The 22,215-nt window shown below is 71.1% G+C and carries 16 protein-coding genes and 2 pseudogenes; 12 read left to right on the top strand and 6 right to left on the bottom strand.

All coding sequences use genetic code 11. The features are described from left to right. Nucleotides 1-18 precede the first annotated feature (18 nt). Complete coding sequence (locus AB0B86_RS10545; protein ID WP_357402122.1) at nt 19-546, bottom strand: MarR family winged helix-turn-helix transcriptional regulator; 528 nt, start codon at nt 544-546, stop codon at nt 19-21. A gap of 39 nt (nt 547-585) precedes the next feature. Here AB0B86_RS10545 and AB0B86_RS10550 point away from each other — a divergent pair, with 39 nt between their 5' ends. The 8 genes from AB0B86_RS10550 (at nt 586) to AB0B86_RS10585 (ending at nt 10,657) form a co-directional block, all read left to right on the top strand. Next, nucleotides 586-1,212, top strand: a complete 627-nt coding sequence (locus AB0B86_RS10550) for a disulfide bond formation protein DsbA (protein WP_357402405.1) — start codon at nt 586-588, stop codon at nt 1,210-1,212. 135 nt (nt 1,213-1,347) lie between these two features. Beyond that, nucleotides 1,348-2,223 (top strand): endonuclease/exonuclease/phosphatase family protein, encoded by an 876-nt coding sequence (locus AB0B86_RS10555; protein WP_357402120.1) that lies wholly within the window; start codon nt 1,348-1,350, stop codon nt 2,221-2,223. 320 nt (nt 2,224-2,543) lie between these two features. Further along, a complete protein-coding gene (locus AB0B86_RS10560) occupies nt 2,544-3,989 on the top strand; it encodes a family 43 glycosylhydrolase (protein ID WP_357417383.1) in 1,446 nt (481 codons plus the stop codon). A gap of 36 nt (nt 3,990-4,025) precedes the next feature. After that, nucleotides 4,026-5,465 (top strand): glycoside hydrolase family 43 protein, encoded by a 1,440-nt coding sequence (locus AB0B86_RS10565; protein ID WP_357402116.1) that lies wholly within the window; start codon nt 4,026-4,028, stop codon nt 5,463-5,465. 53 nt (nt 5,466-5,518) lie between these two features. After that, a complete protein-coding gene (locus AB0B86_RS10570) occupies nt 5,519-7,006 on the top strand; it encodes an RICIN domain-containing protein (protein ID WP_357402114.1) in 1,488 nt (495 codons plus the stop codon). A 265-nt stretch (nt 7,007-7,271) separates the two neighbouring features. Further along, nucleotides 7,272-7,973, top strand: coding sequence for a ThuA domain-containing protein (locus AB0B86_RS10575; RefSeq protein WP_357402112.1), 702 nt, complete (start codon nt 7,272-7,274; stop codon nt 7,971-7,973). Further along, entirely contained in the window at nt 7,952-9,070 is a 1,119-nt protein-coding gene (locus AB0B86_RS10580; protein ID WP_357402109.1) for a Gfo/Idh/MocA family oxidoreductase, read from the top strand. Before AB0B86_RS10575 ends, AB0B86_RS10580 begins: the two co-directional genes overlap by 22 nt. A 132-nt stretch (nt 9,071-9,202) precedes the next feature. Next, complete coding sequence (locus AB0B86_RS10585; protein ID WP_357402107.1) at nt 9,203-10,657, top strand: alkaline phosphatase PhoX; 1,455 nt, start codon at nt 9,203-9,205, stop codon at nt 10,655-10,657. An 87-nt stretch (nt 10,658-10,744) separates the two neighbouring features. Here AB0B86_RS10585 and AB0B86_RS10590 read toward each other — a convergent pair. Next, nucleotides 10,745-11,167: pseudogene (locus AB0B86_RS10590) on the bottom strand (RICIN domain-containing protein); the annotation flags it as partial. A 42-nt stretch (nt 11,168-11,209) separates the two neighbouring features. Then, nucleotides 11,210-12,619, bottom strand: a pseudogene (locus AB0B86_RS10595) (cellulose-binding protein); the annotation flags it as partial. Between the two features lie 264 nt (nt 12,620-12,883). Here AB0B86_RS10595 and lanKC point away from each other — a divergent pair. From lanKC to AB0B86_RS10615, 4 genes are all read left to right on the top strand, one after another. Beyond that, nucleotides 12,884-15,550 (top strand): class III lanthionine synthetase LanKC, encoded by a 2,667-nt coding sequence (gene lanKC, locus AB0B86_RS10600; protein WP_357417387.1) that lies wholly within the window; start codon nt 12,884-12,886, stop codon nt 15,548-15,550. Continuing rightward, complete coding sequence (locus tag AB0B86_RS10605; protein WP_247670285.1) at nt 15,519-15,608, top strand: SapB/AmfS family lanthipeptide; 90 nt, start codon at nt 15,519-15,521, stop codon at nt 15,606-15,608. The genes lanKC and AB0B86_RS10605 overlap by 32 nt, the downstream gene beginning before the upstream one ends. A gap of 75 nt (nt 15,609-15,683) precedes the next feature. Further along, the gene (locus AB0B86_RS10610) at nt 15,684-17,408 is read left to right on the top strand and encodes an ABC transporter ATP-binding protein (RefSeq protein ID WP_357402103.1); all 1,725 of its coding nucleotides are present in this window, start codon (nt 15,684-15,686) and stop codon (nt 17,406-17,408) included. Next, nucleotides 17,405-19,183: an ABC transporter ATP-binding protein gene (locus AB0B86_RS10615; RefSeq protein WP_357402101.1), complete on the top strand. Its 1,779-nt coding sequence runs from the start codon at nt 17,405-17,407 to the stop codon at nt 19,181-19,183. The genes AB0B86_RS10610 and AB0B86_RS10615 overlap by 4 nt, the downstream gene beginning before the upstream one ends. A gap of 27 nt (nt 19,184-19,210) precedes the next feature. Here the strand turns inward: AB0B86_RS10615 and AB0B86_RS10620 are convergent, their stop codons facing one another. From AB0B86_RS10620 to AB0B86_RS10630, 3 genes are all read right to left on the bottom strand, one after another. Continuing rightward, the gene (locus AB0B86_RS10620; protein ID WP_357402099.1) at nt 19,211-19,810 is read right to left on the bottom strand and encodes a response regulator transcription factor; all 600 of its coding nucleotides are present in this window, start codon (nt 19,808-19,810) and stop codon (nt 19,211-19,213) included. Between the two features lie 102 nt (nt 19,811-19,912). Then, nucleotides 19,913-20,518 (bottom strand): response regulator transcription factor, encoded by a 606-nt coding sequence (locus tag AB0B86_RS10625; RefSeq protein WP_357402097.1) that lies wholly within the window; start codon nt 20,516-20,518, stop codon nt 19,913-19,915. 200 nt (nt 20,519-20,718) lie between these two features. Then, entirely contained in the window at nt 20,719-21,939 is a 1,221-nt protein-coding gene (locus AB0B86_RS10630; protein WP_357417390.1) for a hypothetical protein, read from the bottom strand. Nucleotides 21,940-22,215: the final 276 nt, after the last annotated feature.

Below are 22,215 nucleotides of genomic sequence, written 5' to 3' on the forward strand. Positions count from 1 at the left end.
CGATCACGACCGAGGCCCTCATCCGGTCGGACCCCCACCCCCAGCTTCGGAATCTCCGGAGTCCAGGGTCCGATTGATCGCCGCGAGCAGGCGCTCAAGGGTCCTGCGGTCGCTGTCGGTGAGGCCGCGAAGGATGGCCGCCTCGTTGGCCAGATGTTCCTCGATGAGCCGGTCGGTCACCGTCACGCCGGTCGGAGTCAGCCCGACCACTCTGCCGCGCGCGTCGGCAGCCGAGACCGAGCGGGACACCAGGCCGCGGGCGACAAGTCGGTCCACCCGCTTGGTCACCGCGCCGGTGGTCACGAGCATCCGGTGGCTCAACTGGCCCGCCGTGAGGGTGTAGGGCTGGCCCTCGCGCCGCAGCGCCGCGAGCACGTCGAAGTCGCCGTTACCGAGGTCCGCCGCGGCGAACGGCGGCCGTAGGGCCACGTCGAGTGCGGCGGCCAGCTGTTGGATGCGGCCGATGATCAGCAACGGAGTGGGGTCGAGGTCTGGTCGCTCTCGGCCCCACTGGCCGACGATCTCGTTGATCCGGTCGTCATCCACTGTTGCATCTTACCTTCCAAGGAAGATAAATTGTCTTCCGTGGAAGACAACTCGATTCAAACGTCAACTCCGGTGGTCACGGCGTACGTGGACCCGTCCTGCCCGTTCGCCTGGATCACCTCCCGCTGGCTCATGGAGGTCGCGAAGATGCGGCCGCTCGCTCTGCGGTTCGAGGTGATGAGCCTCGCGGTGGTCAACGAGCACCGCGAGCTGGAGCCCTGGTACCGCGAATTCAACGACCGGGCGTGGGGGCCGGCCCGGGTGTGCGTGGCGGCAGCCGCGCAACACGGCTCCGCCGCCCTCGCCCGGCTGTATCCGGCGCTCGGCCGCCGGATCCACGACGCCGGCGACAAGGACTTCGACAGAGTCGTCCCGCTGGCACTGGCCGAGGCCGGCCTTCCCGTCGACCTGGCCGACGCCGCCCATCGGAGTGACCTCGACCCACAGATGCGGGCCAGCACCGCCCGCGCACAGCACCTGGTGGGTGAGGACCTCGGCACTCCGACTGTCGTCGTCGACGACGTGGCCTTCTTCGGTCCCGTACTGAACGCGATCCCCCGTGGCGAGGAGGCTGTCCGGGTCTTCGACGGCGCCCGCCTGCTGGCCGGCTGCCGGGCCTTCTCCGAACTCAAGCGCGCCCGGTCCGACGGCCTCACCTTCGCCTAGCTCCACCACCGGGGGAGTCACGTATCCCCGACTCGGGCGGTCGATGTCTGGTAACCGGACGTTCGGCGTCGCGTCGACTCCGATCGATAGGGTGCGTTGGCCGCCACCGACGGCGGTTCGTGCGGAAGGACATCGATGCGTAGACCAACTGAGTGGTCGACCCGCGCCGTGGGCGCCCTCGTGGGCGCGGTCGCGCTGGCGGCGGCCCTGCTGCCGGCGGCCCCGGCGGCCGCCGCGAGCGTGACCTTCAGGGCGGCCACCCTGAACATCTACTACGGGCTGAGTCAGGCCGACTTCGCGCACGACCTGAGCCTGATCGCGTCCGAGGCCGACCTCGTCGGACTCAACGAGGTCGGCACCCGCAAGGAGTTCCTGGCGAACTGGGCCGCCGACAACGGCTGGTGGTTGTACGCGCCAGGCGGCACCAACCAGGCCGGCGAGGCATTGATCGCCAAGAAGAGCAAGTTCGACGTGCTCGACAAGGGCTCCATCTTCGTCTGTGACACCAATGGCCCGGGCGAGGTGCCGCCCGCGCGCTACAACAACTGGGTCAAGTACCGGCACAGAGCCACCGGCCGCAACGTGACCCAGATCAACGCGCACGCGGTGGCAGGCATCGAGACCGCCGGCCGGCCCGAGGACCTGCCGCGCACCAGGTGCGCCGAGGCGCAGTTCCAGGGCCTCAAGGAGTTGGCGGTCAACAAGCAGGACGAGGGCCAGGTCATCGTGAGCGGTGACCTGAACATCGACTTCAGCGCCGACCGCAGCTACGGGTACGGGAAGTTCCCGTGGCAGGTCTTCGAGGCCAACGAGCTGCCGAATCTGCGCTCCAACTACAACCTCTACGGCGAGAAGGGCACCGGGACACACGGCAACCGGCACATCGACTACGTCTACTTCTGGAAGCGGCTGCCCGCACACCAACTGATGTGGATGACCGGTTACGACATCGTCGGTGGCACCAGGTCCGACCACAACGGTGTCGTCGCCACGTTCTCCATCCAGAGCTGACCTCTTCAGCCTTCGCCGGCTGACAGCCTCAGCGCTCGGCCCGCTGTGCGTCGCTCCGCCTCGCGTTCGTGCAGGGGCGCGAGGCGCTCGGGGGGAGTGGTCAACGTTGATCCCTTGACACTGGCAGATGCGATCGCTAACACTTGTCCGCAACGCGAACTTAACGAGCCGAACACATTGTGTCGGTAGCGGCGTGACGGCTCAACGACGTCACGTTCGGCCAGGTCACCCCGTCCCAGAGCGCCAAAGGCCAGGGCCCGAAGACAGGCCACTGTTGTTAACGCTAACATAGATGATCTTGCGGAGAGGGGCGCGGACTCGTGGTTCCACGGCGTACGACAGCGGCGTCGCTGTCCGGAGCATCGGCCAAGCGACTGCGGTCCCTCCTCGTGCTCTCCGCCGTGGCCGCCGTGGCCGTCGTGGTGGTCGCCGACGGTCCGGCGCGGGCCGCCACGCTGCCGACCGGCGCCGTCTCGCTGGAGGCGGTCAACCAGTCCGGACGGTACGTGCGGCACATCGACTATCTCGGGCAGCTCGATCCGGTGAGCGCCAGCAGCGCCAACCAGGTCAAGCTCGATGCCACCTTCACCGTGGTCAACGGCCTGGCGTCGCCTGCCTGCTACTCGTTCCAAACCAAGAATGGGATGTTCCTGCGGCACCGCGACTACCGCCTCCGGATTGACAGCAACGCCGGTGACGCGGGGTTCCGGGCCGACGCCACGTTCTGCGCGGTCGACGGATCGGTCGCCGGATCGGTGGCCCTGGCCTCGTACAACTACCCGAACCGGCGGATCCGGCACCGCGACTACGCGCTCTGGCTCGACGCCTACCAGGACACGGCCGCGTTCCGAGCCGACAGCTCCTTCCGCCTCGTCACGCCCTGGGCTCCCAAGACCACCAAAGGGCCGGCGATCCCCGGCCTCTTCGCCGATCCGCACCTCGCCGTCTTCAACGGCCGCTACTACCTGTACCCGACCACCGACGGCTACGCGAGCTGGGCCGGCACCTACTACAAGGCGTTCTCCTCCACCGACCTGGTCAACTGGACCGACCACGGGGTGATCCTCGACCACGGCCCGGACGTGTCCTGGGCGGACAACTCCGCCTGGGCACCCGCGGTGGCCAGCGCCAACGGTCGCTACTACCTGTACTTCAGTGGCGGCGCGGCCAGCGGCAACACCGCCAAACACCTGGGCGTGGCGGTGGCCGACAGCCCCACCGGGCCGTTCCGCGACGCGCTCGGGCGGCCGCTCGTGCGCAGCGACCAGTTCTCCGGTGGGCAGGCGATCGACCCGATGGTGTTCACCGACGACGACGGGCAGTCGTACCTGTACTGGGGGCAGGGCGTCGGGCGGGCCGTGCGGTTGAACTCCGACCTGGTCTCCTTCGACGCCGCGCAGGTGCGGGTCGTCACCCCGTCGGGCTACAACGAGGCACCGTTCGTGTTCAAGCGCAACGGCCAGTACTACTTCATGTGGTCGGAGAACGACACGCGCAGTGAGGACTACCGGGTCGCGTACGCCACCGGTCCGTCGCCGCTGGGGCCGTGGACCCGGCGAGGGGTGGTGCTGCAGAAGCGCCTCGAGGTCGGCATCAGGGGCACCGGCCACCACTCCGTGGTCCGGGCACCCGGCACTGACACCTGGTACATCGCCTACCACCGGTTCGCCGTCCCAGCCGGCAACGGCACCAACCGGGAGACCGCCATCGACCGGATGGAGTTCAACAGCGACGGCACCATCCGGCCCGTCGTACCGACGCTCTAGCTGACCCGGATGCCCCTCCGCGAAGGAGAATGACCCATGTCGAGAGTCCTCGCGCGGCTCGGTGCTGTCGCGGTGGCCGCGTGCCTGCTCTTCACCACCTGGTCGGCGGCGACACCGAAGCAGGCGGCGGCGCTCGACCCGACCGTCGGCTACCTGATGGCGCACTTCACCGGCGAGTCGTCCACCGACCAACAGATCTACCTCGCCCACAGCACCGACGGGCTGCGCTGGACCGACCTCAACAACGGGGGTCTCGTCCTGCGGTCCACTGTCGGCACCCGCGGCGTCCGGGACCCCGCACTGGTCCGCTCGCCGAACGGCGACCGGTACTGGATCATCGCCACGGACCTGTGCATCGGCTGCGGCCAGGACTGGTCGACCTCGATCAACAACGGCAGCCGCAACCTCGTCGTGTGGGAGTCCACCGACCTGGTCAACTGGTCCGCCCCGTGGTTGCTGAACGTCGCCGGTGCGATCCCGGACGGACGCAACGCCTGGGCGCCGGAGGCGATCTGGAACCCGGACACCGGTGACTACGTCCTCTATTGGGCGACGAACGTACCGCTCAACGGCGCGACCAAGCACCGCATCTACTACGCGCGTACGGCGAACTTCCGCAGCATCACCACCCCGCAGGTCTACATCGACCGGCCTGGTAACCAAGAGATCATCGACACCCAGATCGTCGAGGTGCCCGCCGGCGTGGGCGGCTACCGGTACGTCCGGGCCTCCCGGGACGGCCAGATCGCCATCGAGGGCAGCAACTCGATCCTCGGCACCTGGACCAGCCTGGGGAACCTGTCCGGCATCGGGCTCACCGGCGCCCAGGTCGAAGGCCCGATGTGGATGAAGTTCAACGCCCGCAACGAGTGGGTGCTCTACCTCGACCAGTACGCCTCCGGGCGCGGCTACCTGCCGGTGCTGACCACCAACCCGTCGAGCCCGGGCAGCTACCGACTCCCGGCGTCCGGCTCGTACGCAATGGGTGGCACCAAGAAACGGCACGGGACGATCCTCAACCTGACCGCCGCCGAACAGGACCGGGTGCTCGCCCGCTGGCCCACCACAGCGGTCAACCGGATCCAGTCGTACAACTTCCAGGACCGCTACGTCCGGCACTACGACTACGACGTCCGCATCGACCCGAACCCCAGCCCGGCCCAGGACGGCCAGTGGCGACTGGTGCCCGGCCTGGCCGGCTCCGGCACGGTGTCCATCCAGTCGGTCAACTACCCGGGCTACTACCTGCGCCACTACGGGTTCGACTTCCGGTTGGAGGCCAACGACGGCACCGCCACCTTCGCCGCCGACGCCACCTTCCGGCGGGTCGCCGGTCTGGCCAACTCGTCGTGGACGTCGTTCCAGTCCTACAGCCACCCGGACCGCTACCTGCGGCACTACGCCTACCTGCTCCGGCTCGACCCGGTCACCGACGCGCAGAGCCGCGCCGACGCCACCTTCCGCGTGACCAGCTGACCTCTCCGCACCCGTCGAACCCGGAGAGACGAGATCTAGTGATTGGACAGCCCATGGAACGGATCAGCCGGTCGATGCGCCGGACAGTGATCGCCCTGGTGGCCGCGATGACGGCGACGGTTGGCATCGTCGTCGCGTCGTCGCCGGCCACCGCCGCCACCAACCAGTTCCGCGGCATGAACTGGGCCGTGTTGGGCGACAACTTCAAGACCACCCCGCTCGTCGTGCAGGGCCTGAGCTCGTCGGACAGCAACGCCACGGTGCGGGCCAAGGCCAACGCCCTCTACGACGACATGGCCGCCACCATGGGGGTCAACACCGTCCGGCTGCCGATCAACACGCACACGGTGGGGACGGCGTGGTGGGAGGCGTACCGGGGAGCCATCGACGCCGCCAGCGAGCGCGGGTTCAAGGTCATCCTCGCCTACTGGGAGGACGGCGCCGCCTCCGGTGGCCGCATCACGAATCTCGGCGCGTGGAACGCGATGTGGTCGACGGTGATCAACAACTACGGCTCGAACCCCAACGTCTACTTCGAGCCGATGAACGAGCCGCACGGCTACAGCTCGACGGAGTGGCGCAACGTCGCGGCCAACTGGCTCAGCTCCCACCCCTCGGCGGTGCCCGGCCGGGTGCTGATCGGTGGCACCGGCTTCAGCCAGGACCTGCGTGACATCTGCACCGACAGCCGCTTCAACGCGACACTGCTGTCCTTCCACTACTACGCCTTCTTCTACGGCGCGATGACCTACGACGCCTTCCGCAGCCACATCCAGGTCCGGCTGGGCAACTGCGCCTCGCGCGCGGTCGCCACCGAGTTCGGCGCACCGATGAACGACGGCCGCAACTACGCCGACGCGGGCAGCACCGACAACTTCGTGCGCTACATCCGGGCCATGGCCCAGGTCATGCGCGACAACCAGATGGGCGGCACCTACTGGCCGGCGCTCGGCGGCAAGACCGGCACCATCGGCTACGACTGGTACTCGATGTACGCCATCAGCGGCAGCGGCACCGACCTCAACCTGACCGTCCGCAACACCTCCGGCGCGGACCGGATCCGCTACGGCTGGGGCGACACCATCGGCGGCGGCGACCCGACGACGCCACCGCCGTCGACGGGAACCTTCTACCGGGTCACCGTGCGGCACAGCGGTAAGGCCATGGACGTCCAGCAACCGAACACCGACAACGGTGCGCGCGTCGGCCAGTACACCTACGGCGGCAGCGCGTGGCAGCAGTGGCAGTTCCAGGACGCGGGCAGCGGCTACTGGCGCATCGTCAGCCGGCACAGCGGAAAGTGCCTCGATGTGGTGGGCGCGTCGACCGCCGACGGCGCGGAACTCATCCAGTACACCTGCGGTAGCGGCACGAACCAGCAGTTCCAGATGGTCGCCAACGGCAGCTACTTCCAGTTGCGGGCACGGCACAGCAACAAGTGCGTGGACGTACCGGCCTCGTCGACAGCGGACGGCGTGGTCCTCAAGCAGTACACGTGCAACACCGGGCCCAACCAGCAGTGGTCGCGCACGACCGTCTGACAGTCATCTCGCCTGGCCACCGGTACGGCCCGCACATCCCGAGCACCGGGCTGCGCGGGCCGTACCCATGTCGTCGCCACCTCGCGTACCGGGCTCGCCCCGCACCGGTGGGGATGGACCACAGTGGAATCCGGACACCTCCAAGGTCGGCTTCCGCGCCGACCACGGGTACGGTTTCGGTGCCCGACAAGCACGGGTGTCGGCGGTACGTGGCCGGGTCGGCAGCGGCCGGCCCGGTGGCGGTGGGCCGTGGGAGGGAGCGAGGGTGACACAGCGCAGAGCACTTGTGGTTCGGGGCGGATGGGAGGGGCACCAACCGGTCGAGGCGACCGAGTTGTTCATCCCCTTCCTCGACCGTAGCGGCTATGCCGTCCGGGTCGAGGAGTCGACGGAGGTCTACGCCGACGCCGCCGCGATGGCCGACACCGACCTCGTCGTGCAGTGCATGACGATGTCGCAGATCACCGCCGACCAGGCGGCGGGCCTGAGCGCGGCGGTCAGTGCCGGTACGGGTTTCACCGGCTGGCACGGCGGCATCGTTGACTCGTTCCGCGCGTCCTCGGAGTACCTGCATCTGGTGGGTGGCCAGTTCGCTACCCATCCGGGCAAGGAGCCGTGCGAGCGCCACGGTGGCGCGGAGGACAACTTCCTGCCGCACACGGTGCACGTCACCGACCTCGGCCGGGAGCACCCGATCACCGCTGGTATCGAGGATTTCGACCTGGTCACCGAACAGTACTGGGTGCTGCACGACGACCTGATCGACGTACTGGCCGTCACGACCCACCCCACCCAGGCGTGGCATCCGTGGCACCGGCCGGTCACCTCACCGGCGATCTGGACCCGGCGCTGGGGTGCCGGGCGCATCGTCGTGACGACTCCGGGACACAGCGTGGACGTGCTGGAGCACGCGAGCGTGCGTACCGTCATCGAGAGGGGGATGGTGTGGGCGACCCGCACCGCGTAGGCATCGTAGGTCTCGGGGTCATCTCCCGCGCCTACCTGGACACCCTCGCCAACCACCCCGCGGTGCGGATCACCGCACTTGCCGACCTGGACGCCTCCCGGTCGGCCGCCGTCGCCGCCACGATCCCCGGCGCCGAGGCGATGAGCGTCGAACGGCTGCTCGCCCGCCCGGACGTGCAGACGGTGCTCAACCTGACCATCCCCGCGGCGCACGCCGACATCTCGCTCGGCGCGATCGACGCCGGCAAGAACGTCTACGTCGAGAAGCCGCTCGCCGTGACGTTCCCGGACGGTGGCTCGATCATCGACCGGGCCGCGTCGGCCGGCGTACGCGTCGGGTGCGCGCCGGACACCGTCCTGGGCACTGGTACGCAGACGGCGCGGGCCGCGATCGACGACGGCCTGATCGGACGCCCGATGTCCGCGTCGGCAGTCATGGTCACCGCCGGGCACGAGCGCTGGCACCCCAACCCCGACTTCTACTACGCCCCGGGCGGCGGCCCGTTGCTGGACATGGGGCCGTACTACATCTCGGCGCTCATCCACCTGCTCGGGCCGGTGCGCGCGGTGGTCGGAGCCGCCAGCCGGCTGCGCGACGAGCGGGTCATCGGCTCGGGCCCGCGTACCGGTGAACGGATCCCGGTCGAGGTGGAGACCCACGTGACAGGCGTGCTCGAACACACCAACGGCGCGCTCTCCACAATCACCACGAGCTTCGACGGGGTCACGACGACGGCCGCGCCGATCGAGGTCCGGGGGGAGGGTGGCACGCTCGCCGTACCCGACCCGAACTACTTCGACGGCGAGGTTCGCCTCTTCCCGCTCGGCGGCACCGAGTGGCGCGTGCTCGAACCGCGGGCCGGCTACGTCGAGTCGTCCCGCGGCATCGGCCTGATCGACCTGGTGAACGCCGACGGGCAGCGTCCGGCGCGGGCCGGCGGCGACGTCGCGCTGCACGTGCTGGAGACGATGACCGCCCTGCTCCGGTCGGCCGCCGAGGGCCAGCGGATCGAGTTGACGACAGTGGTGCGGCGGCCGGTACCGGTTCCGCTCACCGGGGTCGAGCAGTGGCAGGGGTACCAGACCTCCGGAACCTGACGTCACGGCGGGGGAGCGGCAGTGATTCTTAACTCCGATGTCATCTCTCGAACCCTCAGGCGACGTGTCGGTGTCTGCGCGCAGGAGTTGGCTGTCAGCCGTCGCACGTACCCTGACCAGGAGCTGATTCGAGTGCCTTCCTCCCGTCGTACCTTCCTCGCGGGTGGCGCTGCCGCCGGCGTGGGCCTTGCCGTCGCCGGTGGGCTGCCGTCCCTCGCCCAGGCCAGCCCCGGCCGGCCGCACCCGCCGGTCAAGGGCGGTCCCGTGCCGTTCCCACCGCTCGTGGACGACCCGAAGGGGATCCTGGCCCTGCCCAAGGGCTTCAGCTACACGGTGGTCACCCGCACCGGCGTCACCCGGCTCGACAGTGGTCAGGGCATGACCCCGGCCGACCACGACGGCATGGCCGTGTACGACGCCGGCCAGGGCCGCTACACCCTGATCCAGAACCACGAGATCGACCCGGGTGCCGAGTTCGGCGTTCCGCACGTCAAGGGCACCGTGTACGACGCGGGCGCCGTCGACGCCGGCGGCTGCACGGTGATCAAGACGGACCGTGCGGGCCGGAACCTCGGTGAGTTCGTCGCCCTCTCCGGCACCATCTCCAACTGTGCCGGTGGACCGACCCCGTGGGGCACCTGGCTCACCTGCGAGGAGACCGAGGACCGGGCCGGCGACGAGTGGGAAGAGGCCGGCCGGACCGGCACCTACCAGAAGGACCACGGCTACGTCTTCGAGGTCTGGGCCGACGGCAGCGCGGACCCGCGGCCGATCAAGTGCCTGGGGCGCTACTCGCACGAGGCCCTGGCGATCGACAAGGACCGCACCAACATCTACCTCTCCGAGGACGCCGACGGGCCCAACGGCCTCTTCTACCGCTGGTCGGCGCCGCACGGCGTCAAGATCGGTCCCGGCGTGCTCACCCGCCTCGCCCCGAACGCGGGCGTTCTCGGCGCGATGCAGATCATCATGGACGACGGTTCGGTGCTGCCGGACGTCGCCTACCTGACCTCCGCCCAGTTGGGCCGTCCCTTCCCCGTCCGGTGGATCGAGGTGCCGGACCGCGACGCGCGGCACACGTCGGTGCGTGAGCAGTTCGCCGACGGTCAGGTCACCCGGGGCCGCAAGTTCGAAGGGGTGTGGAGCACCGACGAGGGTGTGTACGTGGTCAACTCCTACGCCTGGGGCGAGGGTGACCTGCCGGCCGACGCCGCACCGCACGACGGCATGGTCTGGTTCTACAACTTCCGGACCCAGACCATCCAGCTGGTGACGTACTTCCCGCACCAGAAGGCGTCGGAGGAGGGCACCCCGGTCAAGTACAACGACCTCACCTTCGACGGCCCGGACAACGTGTCGGTCACCCCGTGGGGCAGTCTGGTGCTCGCCGAGGACGGCAGCGGGGCCTCGCACGTGCTCAGTACGACTCCGGGCGGCCCGACCTACGCGATCGCCCGCAACCAGCTGAACGATTCGGAGTTCTGCGGGCCGACGTTCACCGCCGACGGCCGGGTGCTCTTCGTCAACATGCAGGACCCGGGCCTCACCCTGGCCATCACCGGCCCGTGGGAGAAGTACCTGGGCTGACGTGGTCGGACCGCGGCGCGCGTGACAAGCGCTGGTACGGCTCCGGGCCGACAGTGTGCGGTCGGCCCGGAGCCGTGCGGTGGACCGTCAGCCGACCTGGACCAGCCGCCAGTTGTTCCTGGTGCTGCCGTTGTCGGTGTACTGGACGGCCTGGGCGCCCCAGCTGCTGGAACCGTTGAGGATGGCGAGGACCTTGCCGCTGTTGACGTTGCGGATCCGGTAGGAGCCGTCGCTGTTGGCCACCAGCGTCCAACGGTGGTCGGCGGTGCCGTTGTCGGCCCACTGAAGGACGCGGGCGTTGTCGGCGGTGGACATGTTCTCGACACCGAGGACCTTGCCGCTGTTGGCGTTGCGGAAGCGGACCGCGCTGCCGTCGACGATCCGGACCCAGTTGTGGTCGGCGGTGCCGCTGTCGCCCCACACCACGGCCAGACCGCCGTCGGCGGTGGACATGTTCTGCACGCCGAGCACCAGACCGGTGTCGACGTTCACCAGCTTGTAGGTGTCCCCGGTGCTGGTGCCGCCGCTCACGCTTGTCACGAAGGTCATCACGCTGCGGGCGGGGAGCGTGACGGTGAGGGAGCCGTTGGACATGGTGAGCGCGCCCTGGGGCGCGACGGTCCGGCTCCCGTCGGTCAGCCAGTTCGAGACACTGCCGGACGCTGTGGTGTTCGACAGGGTGAACTGCTGGCTCACCGCCGAGGTGTTCTTGTTGACGGCGACGATCACCACGGTGTCGCCACCCCGGTACGCCGAGACGTAGACGTTCGACGCCGGGTTCGCCGTCGCGTCGATCCGCACGTAACCGGGGCGGACGAACCTGGCGAAGTGCGCCATCATCGCCCCGCGCTTGCTGATCTGGCCGTCCTCGCGCATCGGGCCGTAGCTGCGCCGCAGATACCACCAGACGTACGCCTGGAACTCGGCGTCGACCATGGCGCGGTGGATGTGCTCGCCCACGTCGAGCGCCTCGGGCCAGGCGTCGCCGGAGTTCGTGTTGCTGTTGGGGTAGTAGACCTCGGTCATCCAGAGTTCCTTGCCCGCGCCCTTCTGCTTGAACAGGGGGTAGGCGAAGTTCGAGTACGAGGTGCCGTAGAGGTGCGCCCCGATGATGTCCACGTTCGCCAGCGCCGTGGCGTCGTTGAGGATCGGGTCCGACACGGACTTCACGTACTGGAAGGACTCGGGGGCGATGACCCTGGTGCTGATCGAGCCGGCGTTCTCCTTCAGGAACCGGAGCATCTCGGTGGACGTCCACCACGTCCACTCCGCCGCGTAGTCGGGCTCGTTCTGCACCGAGATGGCGTAGAGGTTCACGCCGTTGTTCCGTAGGTGCGTCGTGAAGTCGTTCAGGTGCTGGGCGTACGCGGCGTAGGAGCTGTATCGCAGGCGTCTCGCGTTGGTCTGGCTGCCCCGGGTGAAGGTCTCGATCATGCTGGCCGGGGGATTCCACGGTGACGCGAAGACGGTGACTCCGAGCTCGGCCGCGCGCCGCGCCGTGGCCAGGTCGGCGCTCCAGTCGGCCTGGTTCTCGCCGACGGGGATCCGCAGCAGCGAGAACCCCAGCCGGCCCTCGCCGGTGCCGAAGGCGGTTTCCCGCTGGCTGGCGGTCAGGTCGCCGATCCAGGCTGCGTGGGCCATCGCGCCGAAGCCCCGGATCGTCTGCCGTGACGCCGACAGATTGATGTTCGCCGCCGCCGCTGAGGCGGCCGTGGCACCCGCGACCGCAGCGACAGTCGCGACCGGCACCGCCCCCATGGTTGTCAGGACGGTCCTGCGACTCACCAGTTTGCGCTCGCCGCGCATCGGCTCGTACTGATCCTGCGTCATGTCTCGTCCTCCTGGCTGGTGGTGGTACGCGCGCTCGCGGTCGCCTCGACCGCTCCGGCACTGCTCTGCCGCGTCGCCGCCGGTTGACGGGATCCCGATGGCGATGACCATTCGATGTCGATCGAATGACATAACTGTTAACGCTAACAACGATGGGAGTCTAAATTTGGATCACGCCGCAGGTCAAGAACCAGCAGGTCGGTGAGGAGCTGAGCGCTCTGCGTCACCGGGTTGTTTGTCGGTCGATCCGCCCGGCCCGCTCCTGACTAATGTCATGGTCGCCTGTGCGCCCCGCATCGAAGGCCGTGACTATGTGCACTGGGGTCCACCACGTCCCGTCGGCGAGACTCGATTCAACGCCGGAACACCAGCCGGCCGAGTCGAAGGGGCGGGACAGTGGACGAACGTTACGACAGCTACTGCGCCGCGGACCCGCTGTTCTACGACTCGCTCGGCAGCGCCGTCGCCCAGCCGGTCTTCCCGGCCGCCGAACGGCCGCTGCCGACCGGATGGCGCAGCGAGCCGCTCGACGACTGGCTGATCTACGCCCCGGACGGCGGTTCGCTGCCGCAGCAGGGCTGGAAGATCCACATCTCGGCGGGTCTGCCCAACGCCGAGCGGGTGCTGGACACCGTCTGGGACTACTGCGTCCCGCGCGGACTGTCCTTCAAGTTCCTGCGCGGGCCCCGTACGCTGCTGCTGCGCAACTCCAAGTACGCCGCCCGCGCCGCCAGTGGCAAGTTCGTCACTGTCTACCCCCGCGACGACGCGGAGCTGGAACTGACCTGCAAGGAGCTCGACGAACTGCTCACCGGCGAGACCGGGCCGTACATCCTCAGTGACCTCCGCTACGGCAACGGGCCGGTGCACGTGCGCTACGGCGGCTTCGCCGCCCGCTACTGCCACTCGCCCGACGGCCAGGTGGTGCCGGCGATCGAGGACGACTCCGGCACGCTGGTGCCGGACCGCCGCGAGCCCGTCTTCCACGTACCGTCCTGGGTCACCCTGCCCGACTTCCTCGGCCCGCACCTGGCCGCCCGCAATGACACAAGCACCAACCAGGTGCCGTACCGCATCGAGAAGGTCATCCACTTCTCCAACGGTGGTGGGCTGTACGTGGGCCGGGATCTGCGTACCGACACCGAGGTGGTGTTGAAGGAGGCCCGACCGCACGCCGGCCTGGACGCCGACGGCACGGACGCCGTCGCCCGGCTGGCCCGGGAGGCCGAAGCCCTACGGCAGCTCGCCGACCTGCCGCAGGTGCCGCGGGTGCACGACGAGTTCGAGCTCGGTGAGCACCGGTTCCTCGCGCTCGAGTTCATCGAGGGCCGACCACTGAACAAGGTGCTCGTCGACAGGTACCCGCTCATCGACGCCGACGCGACGGACGACGACCGGGCGGCGTACGCCGACTGGGCCCGGCACATCCACGAGCAGGTCGAAGCCGTCATCGCGGCGATCCACGAGCGCGGCCTGGTCTACGGCGACCTGCACCTGTTCAACATCATGATCCGGCCGGACGACCGGGTCGCCCTCGTCGACTTCGAGGTGGCAGCCCCGATCGCCGGACACCGCCGCCCCGGGCTGCGCAACCAGGGCTTCGCCGCCCCGCGCGACCGCAGCGGCCCGGCCGTCGACCGGTACGCCCTGGCGTGCCTGCGGTTGGCGCTGTTCCTGCCCCTGACCCAGCTGGTGCGGCTCGCACCGGCGAAGGTGAACCACCTGGCCGACGTCATCGCCGCGAACTTCCCGGTGCCGAGGTCCTTCCTCGACCCCGCGGTCGCCGAGATCACCGGTGGCCCCCGGGCCCGGACCGAACCGAGCGGGGCCCAGCGCGCCGATGACTGGCCCGCCACGCGCGACCAACTGGTCACGGCGATCCGGGCCAGCGCCACCCCCGAGCGCGACGACCGGCTCTTCCCCGGCGACATCGAACAGTTCCGCAGCGGCGGCCTCAACCTCGCCCACGGAGCGGCGGGAGTGCTCTACGCACTCGACAAGAGCGGTGCCGGCCGGTGGCCCGAGCACGAGGACTGGCTGGTGCGGCGGGCGACAGCACCGCCGTCCGGCACCCGGTGCGGCTTCTACGACGGGCTGCACGGCGTCGCCCACGCGCTCGAACACCTCGGACGCCGGCAGGACGCGCTGGACGTCGTCGAGATCTGCCTACGCCAACCCCTGGACGGGCTCGACCACAGCCTGGCGAGCGGCCGGGCCGGAATCGCCCTGAACCTGGCCGAACTGGCCGCGCGTACCGGCGAGGTGTCGTTGCGCGACGCCGCATGGCGGGTCACCGAACGGGTGATCGCAGATCTGACCGACGACCCGGGGCCGGACATCAGCGGCGGACACAACCCCTACGCCGGGCTGCTACGCGGCCGGACCGGACCCGCTCTGCTGCTGGTGCGGCTCTACGAGCTCAGCGGTGACGACGGGCTGCTGGAGCACGCCGCCACGGCGCTACGCCAGGATCTGCGCCGGTGCGTGCTGCGCCCGGACGGTGCGCTGGAGGTCAACGAGGGCTGGCGGACCATGCCGTACCTGGCACACGGCAGCGTCGGCATCGGGCTGGTCCTCGACCAGTACCTGCGGCACCGCGCCGACGAACAGTTCGCCGAGGCGAGTGCGGGCATTCGCCGCGCGGCCCGGTCACCGTTCTACGCGCAGTCCGGGCTCTTCGCCGGTCGGGCCGGCATCATCGCCTACCTCGCCGCCTCGACCGACGACGCCGACCGCCGGGAACTCGGCGCGCAGCTGGCGCGGCTGAGCTGGCACGCGCTGCCGTACCGGGACGGGATCGCGTTCCCCGGCGAGCAGTTGCTGCGACTCTCCATGGACTTCGGCACCGGCACCGCCGGCGTGCTCTACGCGCTGGCCTGCGCGCGGCACGACGAGCCGCCGGTGCTGCCCTTCCTCGCGCCCCTGCCGGGAGCGCGCAGAGACTCCCCCGCCACAGCGGGGGCGACAGATTCGACGAATGGATGGAAGGGAGGTGAACGACATGGCGCTTCTGGACCTCCAGGGCCTGGAGATGGCTCCGGCCGACCGCACGGGTGGCGGTAGCCGGGCGAGCCTGCTGCTCTGCGGCGACAGCTCGCTCTCCGTCACGACCTGCAACTGATCCATCGCAGAACGCGGTCGCCCTGGGCGGGTAGACGTGCCCACCCAGGGCGACCGCGTAGCAATGGGAGGACCCATGCCGACGTTCGACGCGGGGGATCGGCTGCTGCGGCGGACGGTCCGGGCCGGCGGCGGCTGGACCGGTGGACTCGCGGTGGTCGCGCTGCTCGGCGCGGCCGCCGAACTGTTGCTACCCGCGGCCCTCGGCCGCGCCGTCGACGCCGCCCTCGGTGGGGGCTCCGGCTGGTGGGCGGTGGCCGCCGGTGGTCTGGTCGTCGTCCTCATCGGCGTCGACACCCTCACGGACCTGACCAGCGGGTTCGGTGCGGCCCGCGCCACCGCCGGGTTGCGCCGGCAGCTGCTGCGGCACGTGTTCGCGTTCGACGTCCGCACCACCCGCCGCTATCCGGTGGGCGACCTCGTCGGCCGGTTGGTCGGCCAGGCCGCCGACGCGGGGCAGGCGGGCAACGCCACGGTGCTGGCCGTCGTGGCGGTGCTTCCGCCGCTCGGCAGCGTCGTCGCGCTCGCCATCATGGAACCGGTCCTCGGGATCACCCTGCTCGTCGGACTCGGCCTGCTCGCCGTCCTCATGCGCGCCTTCGTGGCCGACGCCTCGACCGCCACCGCCGGCTACCAACGGGTGCTCGGCGCCATCGCCGGTCGGCTGCTGGAGTCGCTCAGCGGCGCCCGGACCATCGCCGCCGCCGCCACCGTCCAGCGCGAAGAGGACCGGGTGCTCTCGGCCCTGCCGGAGCTGGACCGGCACGGCCGGCGTAGCTGGGACCTGCTCGCCCGGGCGAGCGCGCGCACCTCGGCCGTGGCACCACTGCTGCACCTGAGCGTCGTCGCGGTCGGCGGGTACGCCCTGACCGCCGGCTGGCTCACGCCGGGCCAACTGGTCGCCGCGGTCCGGTACGCGGCCATGGGCGCCGGGCTCGGTGGCGTGCTCGCCACCCTCAACCACCTGGTCCGCAGCCGCGCCGGGGCACACCGGGTCGCCGAGCTGCTGCAACAGCCCGTCACAGCGGTGGGTGACCGGCCGCTCCCGCCCGGCGGTGGCGCCCTGCGACTGCGCGGGGTGCGCGTCCACGCCGACGACGGCCGACCCATCCTGGACGGCGTCGACCTGGACGTACCGGCCGGCGCGACGGTGGCCGTCGTCGGGGCGTCAGGTGCCGGCAAGTCGACACTGGCGGCCGTGGCGGGACGACTGCACGACCCCGACGACGGTGAGGTACGCCTCGACGGGGTGCCGCTGCGCGACCTCGACGAATCGGCGTTGCGCCGGGCCGTCGGCTACGCCTTCGACCGACCGGTGCTCGTCGGTGCGACAGTGCACGACGCGATCGGGTTGGCGCTGCCTGCCGAATCGCACCCGGTGACCGACCGGAGTCCGGCCACCCCGGCGGTCCTGCGGGCGGCCCGTCTGGCGGCGGTCGCCGACGTGATCGACCGGCTGCCGGACGGCTACCGCACCCCCCTGGTGGACACCCCGCTCTCCGGCGGCGAGACCCAACGCCTCGGCCTGGCCCGGGCGTTCGCCGCCGAGCGGCTGCTCATCCTGGACGACGCGACGTCCAGCCTGGACACCGCTACCGAACACCGGATCACAGCGGCGGTGCTCGGGCGGGCCGGCTCGCGTACCCGACTGGTGGTCACCCACCGGCCGGCGGTGGCCGCCGCAGCCGACCTCGTCGCCTGGCTGGACGGCGGTCGGCTGCGCGGACTGGCGCCGCACCGGCAGCTCTGGGCCGACCCGGTCTACCGGGCTGTCTTCCAACCGGCCGGCGGTGGCTCATGAGCCGACCCGGCGTCCGGCGGGTGACCTGGCAGGCGCTGCGGGCCCGCCGGGGCGATCTCGCCCGGCTCGGCGGCTGGTCACTTGTCGAGTCGCTGCCCGCCCTGCTCTCCGGCCTCCTGATCGCCCGCGCCGTCGACGAGGGCTTCCTGGCCGGACGTCTCCTCGACGGCCTGGCGTGGATGGCGGCGCTCGCCGTGGCCGTGCTTGTCGGTGCCGCGGCGACCGGCCGGACGTACCGGTGCCTCGGCGCCGTGGTCGAGCCGTTCCGCGACGAGGTGGCTGCCCGGGTGGTCCGGGGATCGTTGCGCGACGCCACCCGGGCGGGTGGTCGCCCGGACAGCGCCGCGGTGACCCGACTGACCCACCAGATGGAGATCGTCCGCGACACCTTCGCCGGTCTGCTGATGGTGACCCGCGGCTTCCTCTTCTCCGCCGGCGCCGCCCTGCTCGGCCTTCTCGCCCTGGCCCCGGTGGTGGCGGTGCTGGCTGCCGCGCCGATGGTCGTCGGTCTGGCCGTCTTCCTCGCCGCGTTGCCGGCGATGGCCGCCCACCAGCGCGCCTACGTCCGGGCCGGCGAGCAGCTCGGCCAGTCCGCCGCGGCGGCGCTGGCCGGCCACCGCGACGTGCGTGCCTGTGGTGCCCAGGCACGCGCGACATCCGACGTGGAACGCCGGGTGTCGGCGCAGGCCGCCGCCGAACGCACTCTCGCCCGGATGGCGGCGGTCCGCAGCCTCAGCCTCGGCATCGGCGGCTGGTTGCCGCTCGTGGTGCTGCTCGCCGCGGCTCCGTGGCTGGTCCAGCGTGGAATGACAGCGGGCGCGGTGCTGGGCGCGTTGATCTACGTCTCCACCGGGCTGCAACCCGCCCTGCACACCCTGGTGCAGGGCCTCGGTGGTGGTGGGCTGCGGTACGCGGTCACCCTGGAGAACATCCTGCGCAACGGCGCGGTGCCCGACGTCCCTCGCCAGCCCGACCCCGCCACCCGGACACCGCCCTGCCGCCCCGCGACCGGCGCGGCCGGCCGCCCGCCGGCCGTCGACGTCCGGGGGCTGACCTTCGGCTACGGTCCGCGCGCCCGGCCCGTGCTGCGGAACTTCTCGTTGACCGTGGCCGACGGGGAGCACCTCGCCGTGGTGGGACCGAGCGGCGCGGGTAAGTCCACACTTGCCGCACTACTGGCGGGGCTGGTGCCACCGCAGGCCGGTACGGTCCACCTGCTCGGTGCGCCGGTTGCCGACGCTGAGCCGGAGTTGCTCGCCGGCATGCGGGTGCTGGTGCCGCAGGAGGCGTACGTCTTCACCGGCACTCTCGCCGACAATCTCCGCTACCTGCGGCCGGACGTCGACGATCAGACGCTTGACGCCACCCTCGACGCGCTCGGTGCGGGCCCGCTGGCGAGCCGGCTGGGTGGGCTCGGTGCGCCGGTCACGCCGGCCCTGCTCTCCGCCGGGGAGCGGCAGCTCATCGCGGCGATCCGGGCCTGGCTGGCACCCGCCCCGCTGGTGATCCTCGACGAGGCGACAGGTCACCTGGACCCAACGCTGGAGGCGACAGTCGAGAGCGCCTTCGCCCGGCGGCCCGGCAGCCTCGTGGTGATCGCGCACCGGATCAGTTCGGCGCTGCGCGCCGATCGGGTGCTGGTCCTCGACGGCGACGAACCCGTGCTCGGGACGCACGGGCAGTTGATGGCCCGCTCGGCCACCTACCGTGCGCTCGTCGGCTGCTGGGACGATCCGGTGTTGCCGCCCCGGACGGCACCGGCGCGGCGGGGCTGAGCCACCGGCCCGACCCGGCGGTGCCGGTCAGATCCAGCCCGCCTCTCCGGCCATCCGTACGGCCTCCACGCGGGTGCGTGCGCCCACCTTGCGGGCGATCCGACCGAGATGGTTGCGGACGGTGCCACGGGTGAGCCCGAGCGAAGCCGCCACCTCCGCGACCGGCGCACCCTCCGCCGTCAGCCGCAACACCTCCGTCTCGCGGTCGGTGAGCGGGCCGTCCGAGCGCAGCGCCGCCACGACGAGATCGGCGTCGAGCACCGGCTCCCGGCGGGCCAGCCGCCGAATCCCGTCGATGATCCGGTGGGGGGCCGCGTCGCTCGGCAGAATGCCCACGGTCCGGGTCGGGCAGAACATGCCGCGCAGCCGCCGGGCCCGCTGTGGGTGGGCCAGAATCAGGACGGGGCACCGCCCGAGGCGGTTCGGCTCGGCCGCCTCGACGAGGTCGAGGTCGGCCACCACCACGTCGGGTCGTTGGGCCCGGACGGCCGCGGGAACTCCGTCGCCGCGATCGACCTCCGCTACGACGTGGATGTCGTTCTCGGCGGCGAGGACGAACGACAGCGCGCCAAGCACCAGGGCGCCGTCCATGGCGAGCAGGGTACGGATCACGATGAGCCTTCCCACACTCCGATGGTGATCACTCAACGTCAATATTCAAACACGCGGCCGTCGGGTCCGCACGGCGAGGGACGGGCCCGGCCACCCGCGCCGGACCCGCCCAGCCGGCTACAACCAGCCGTTACTCCGCGCCCGCCACACCGCCTCCAGCCGGTTGCGCGCCCCCGTCTTGCGCAGGATCACCGACAGGTGGTTGCGTACCGTGCCGTGAGCGAGGAAGAGGCGGGCCGCGATCTCCTTGAGCGGCAGACCCTCGGCGGCCATCCGCAGCACGTCCATCTCCCGCGCTGTCAATGGGATCTCCGGAGGGCTCAGCACGGCCACCGCCGCGGCCGGGTCGATCGCCCGTTCCCCGGCCGCCAGCGCCCGGATCGCCCGTACCAGCTCCGCCAGGGAACTGTCCTTTCCGACCAGGCCACGCGCGCCCGCCGCCAGCGCCGCCTCCACCAGGGTGGGGCTCCACCGGGGGCTCATCGCCAGCACGGCGGCGTGCGGCACAGCGGCGCTGATCTGCGCCACCACCGCCACCGGATCGGGCAGCTCCGGCGTCAGCGCCAGCACCACCACCTGGGGCTGGCACCGCCGGACCACAGTCAACAGCTCGCCGACGCCATCGACGTCGGCGACCACTCTCATGTCCTCCTCACCTGACAGCGCGGCGCAGAGCGCTCCGCGCAACAAACCCATGTCCTCGGCGACGACAACGTGGATCACCACGTTTCTCCGATCTCAGGTACGCGTCACAACGGCCACCGATCCCGGAACAGTCACGGGTTGGTCAGGGCGGTCGTGCGCGACGGACGGATAGGCACGGCCCGTGGCACCGTCACGGCGGACGGGCCCGGGCGCCTGTCGACCAGACCAGCGGGTGGAACGGCCGCGCGGGCCAATCTCCCCGGGTCGGTCGAGCCGTCTCAGCCCGGGCGGGCGATCGGAGCTGGAGCCCGGCTCCCGACGAGAAGTGGCACGAGGTCGCCGGGCTGCCCGGCGCCGACGGGCGACTGCCGGTCGGCCGGCCGGACCAGTCCCGGTGCGGGCCGCGACCCGTCGTCGGCGCCGGCGGCGTCCTGGTCGGCGGGCGCGACGGGTTGGCCCGGCAGGCCGCTGACCGGATCCGGGCGTGCGGCGAAGTGCCCCGTCGAGGCCCTGAGGCCCGGGGGCGCGGGTCCGACGACGGACATCCACTGTGGCCCGGCCGGGGGTGGCACCGCCGCGGCGCGTACCGCAGTGATCGCCGTGACCGTCGATTCCGCCGCTGGCGCTTGTGGCGCTTGTGGCGTCGGCGTGGTCTGCGGGGGCGGCGGGTCGGTCGTCGGCGCGAGGGCCGGCCCGCGCGCCGCGGGAGCGGGCGGCGGAGGTGCCGCCGGGACGACGATCGCGTCGAGCGCCGGTGCCAGCACGGCACCTGTGACCTGACAGAGCCTCAGGAGGACAGGCCGGATCGGCACCACACGCAGGACGTCCACGACGTGCGGCACCGGGGCGCGCAGGACGTCCACGACGTGCGGCACCGGGGCGCGCACGATGTCCACGACGTGCGGCAGTGGGGCGGTGAGCAGGTCGGCCGCTGGGGGCCCGGTCGGTCCGGGCGTTGCGGGCAGGTCGGGCGCGGCGACGGCCGGCTGTCGTACCGGACCGGCGGGCGGGCGCGGCGGGTGACCGCGGCGCTCCGGACGATGAACCGCGCGAGCGGGGGAGACCTGCCGAAGTCTCTCGTGCTCCGCTGCGGATGTGTCGACCCGGGACAGCGGCACGGCCACCGGCGACACGCCCACCGAGCGGTCAGACACCGGCGCGGGCGTCGCGGCACGGGGGGTGCCGACGCCACCGATGGCACCGGTCGACGAGGGGTCCGAGTCACGTCCACCGCGGTCGTCGGCACCTGCGGCCCGCTGGCGGTCGAGGTCGGGGCGGGCCGCCTCCGCGAGCCGCACGACCGGCTCGACCAGACCGCCGATCGCCAACTGCGGCTCGGCACCGGAGCCGCCGCGCATCCCGTCGGCGGCGGCCGGCCCCTGGAACAGGGCGGCCAGCAGGAAACCGGCCCCGACGGCGACCGCGAACAGCACCAACCGCCGGGTGAGCCCGCGCAGTCGGTCGGCCACGAGTGGCGCGGATCGACCCGGCGCGGACATCGGCGCGGTTCCGTTGACGGGACTTCGCACGCGGGCACGACCCCTTCCCTCTGGATTGCTGACCCATGGTAGCGATGCAATCACCTATCTGCATCCGGTGATACGTCCGATGAGGTTGTCGAACGACGCCACGCCGCGTCGCCCGGTCTCGGTCGAGGTGGCTGTGTCGACGCCGCCGGCCGCCGCACGTGCCGAACCTGCGTGCGTTCGCCGTCGGTCCGTCCCGCCGGTAGGCTGCATCGGCGGCGTCAACAATCTCCGCACACCTGACGAGCA

The organism is Micromonospora sp. NPDC049047 (assembly GCF_040649135.1).
GTDB lineage: Bacteria > Actinomycetota > Actinomycetes > Mycobacteriales > Micromonosporaceae > Micromonospora.

What these genes read in the sequence shown, in the direction of transcription:
- AB0B86_RS10630 (WP_357417390.1), bottom strand. Translation starts at nt 21,939, where the DNA reads ATGTCCGCGCCGGGTCGATCCGCGCCACTCGTGGCCGACCGACTGCGC.
- AB0B86_RS10570 (WP_357402114.1), top strand. Translation starts at nt 5,519, where the DNA reads ATGGAACGGATCAGCCGGTCGATGCGCCGGACAGTGATCGCCCTGGTG.
- AB0B86_RS10605 (WP_247670285.1), top strand. Translation starts at nt 15,519, where the DNA reads ATGGCTCCGGCCGACCGCACGGGTGGCGGTAGCCGGGCGAGCCTGCTG.
- AB0B86_RS10555 (WP_357402120.1), top strand. Translation starts at nt 1,348, where the DNA reads ATGCGTAGACCAACTGAGTGGTCGACCCGCGCCGTGGGCGCCCTCGTG.
- AB0B86_RS10610 (WP_357402103.1), top strand. Translation starts at nt 15,684, where the DNA reads ATGCCGACGTTCGACGCGGGGGATCGGCTGCTGCGGCGGACGGTCCGG.
- AB0B86_RS10565 (WP_357402116.1), top strand. Translation starts at nt 4,026, where the DNA reads ATGTCGAGAGTCCTCGCGCGGCTCGGTGCTGTCGCGGTGGCCGCGTGC.
- AB0B86_RS10615 (WP_357402101.1), top strand. Translation starts at nt 17,405, where the DNA reads ATGAGCCGACCCGGCGTCCGGCGGGTGACCTGGCAGGCGCTGCGGGCC.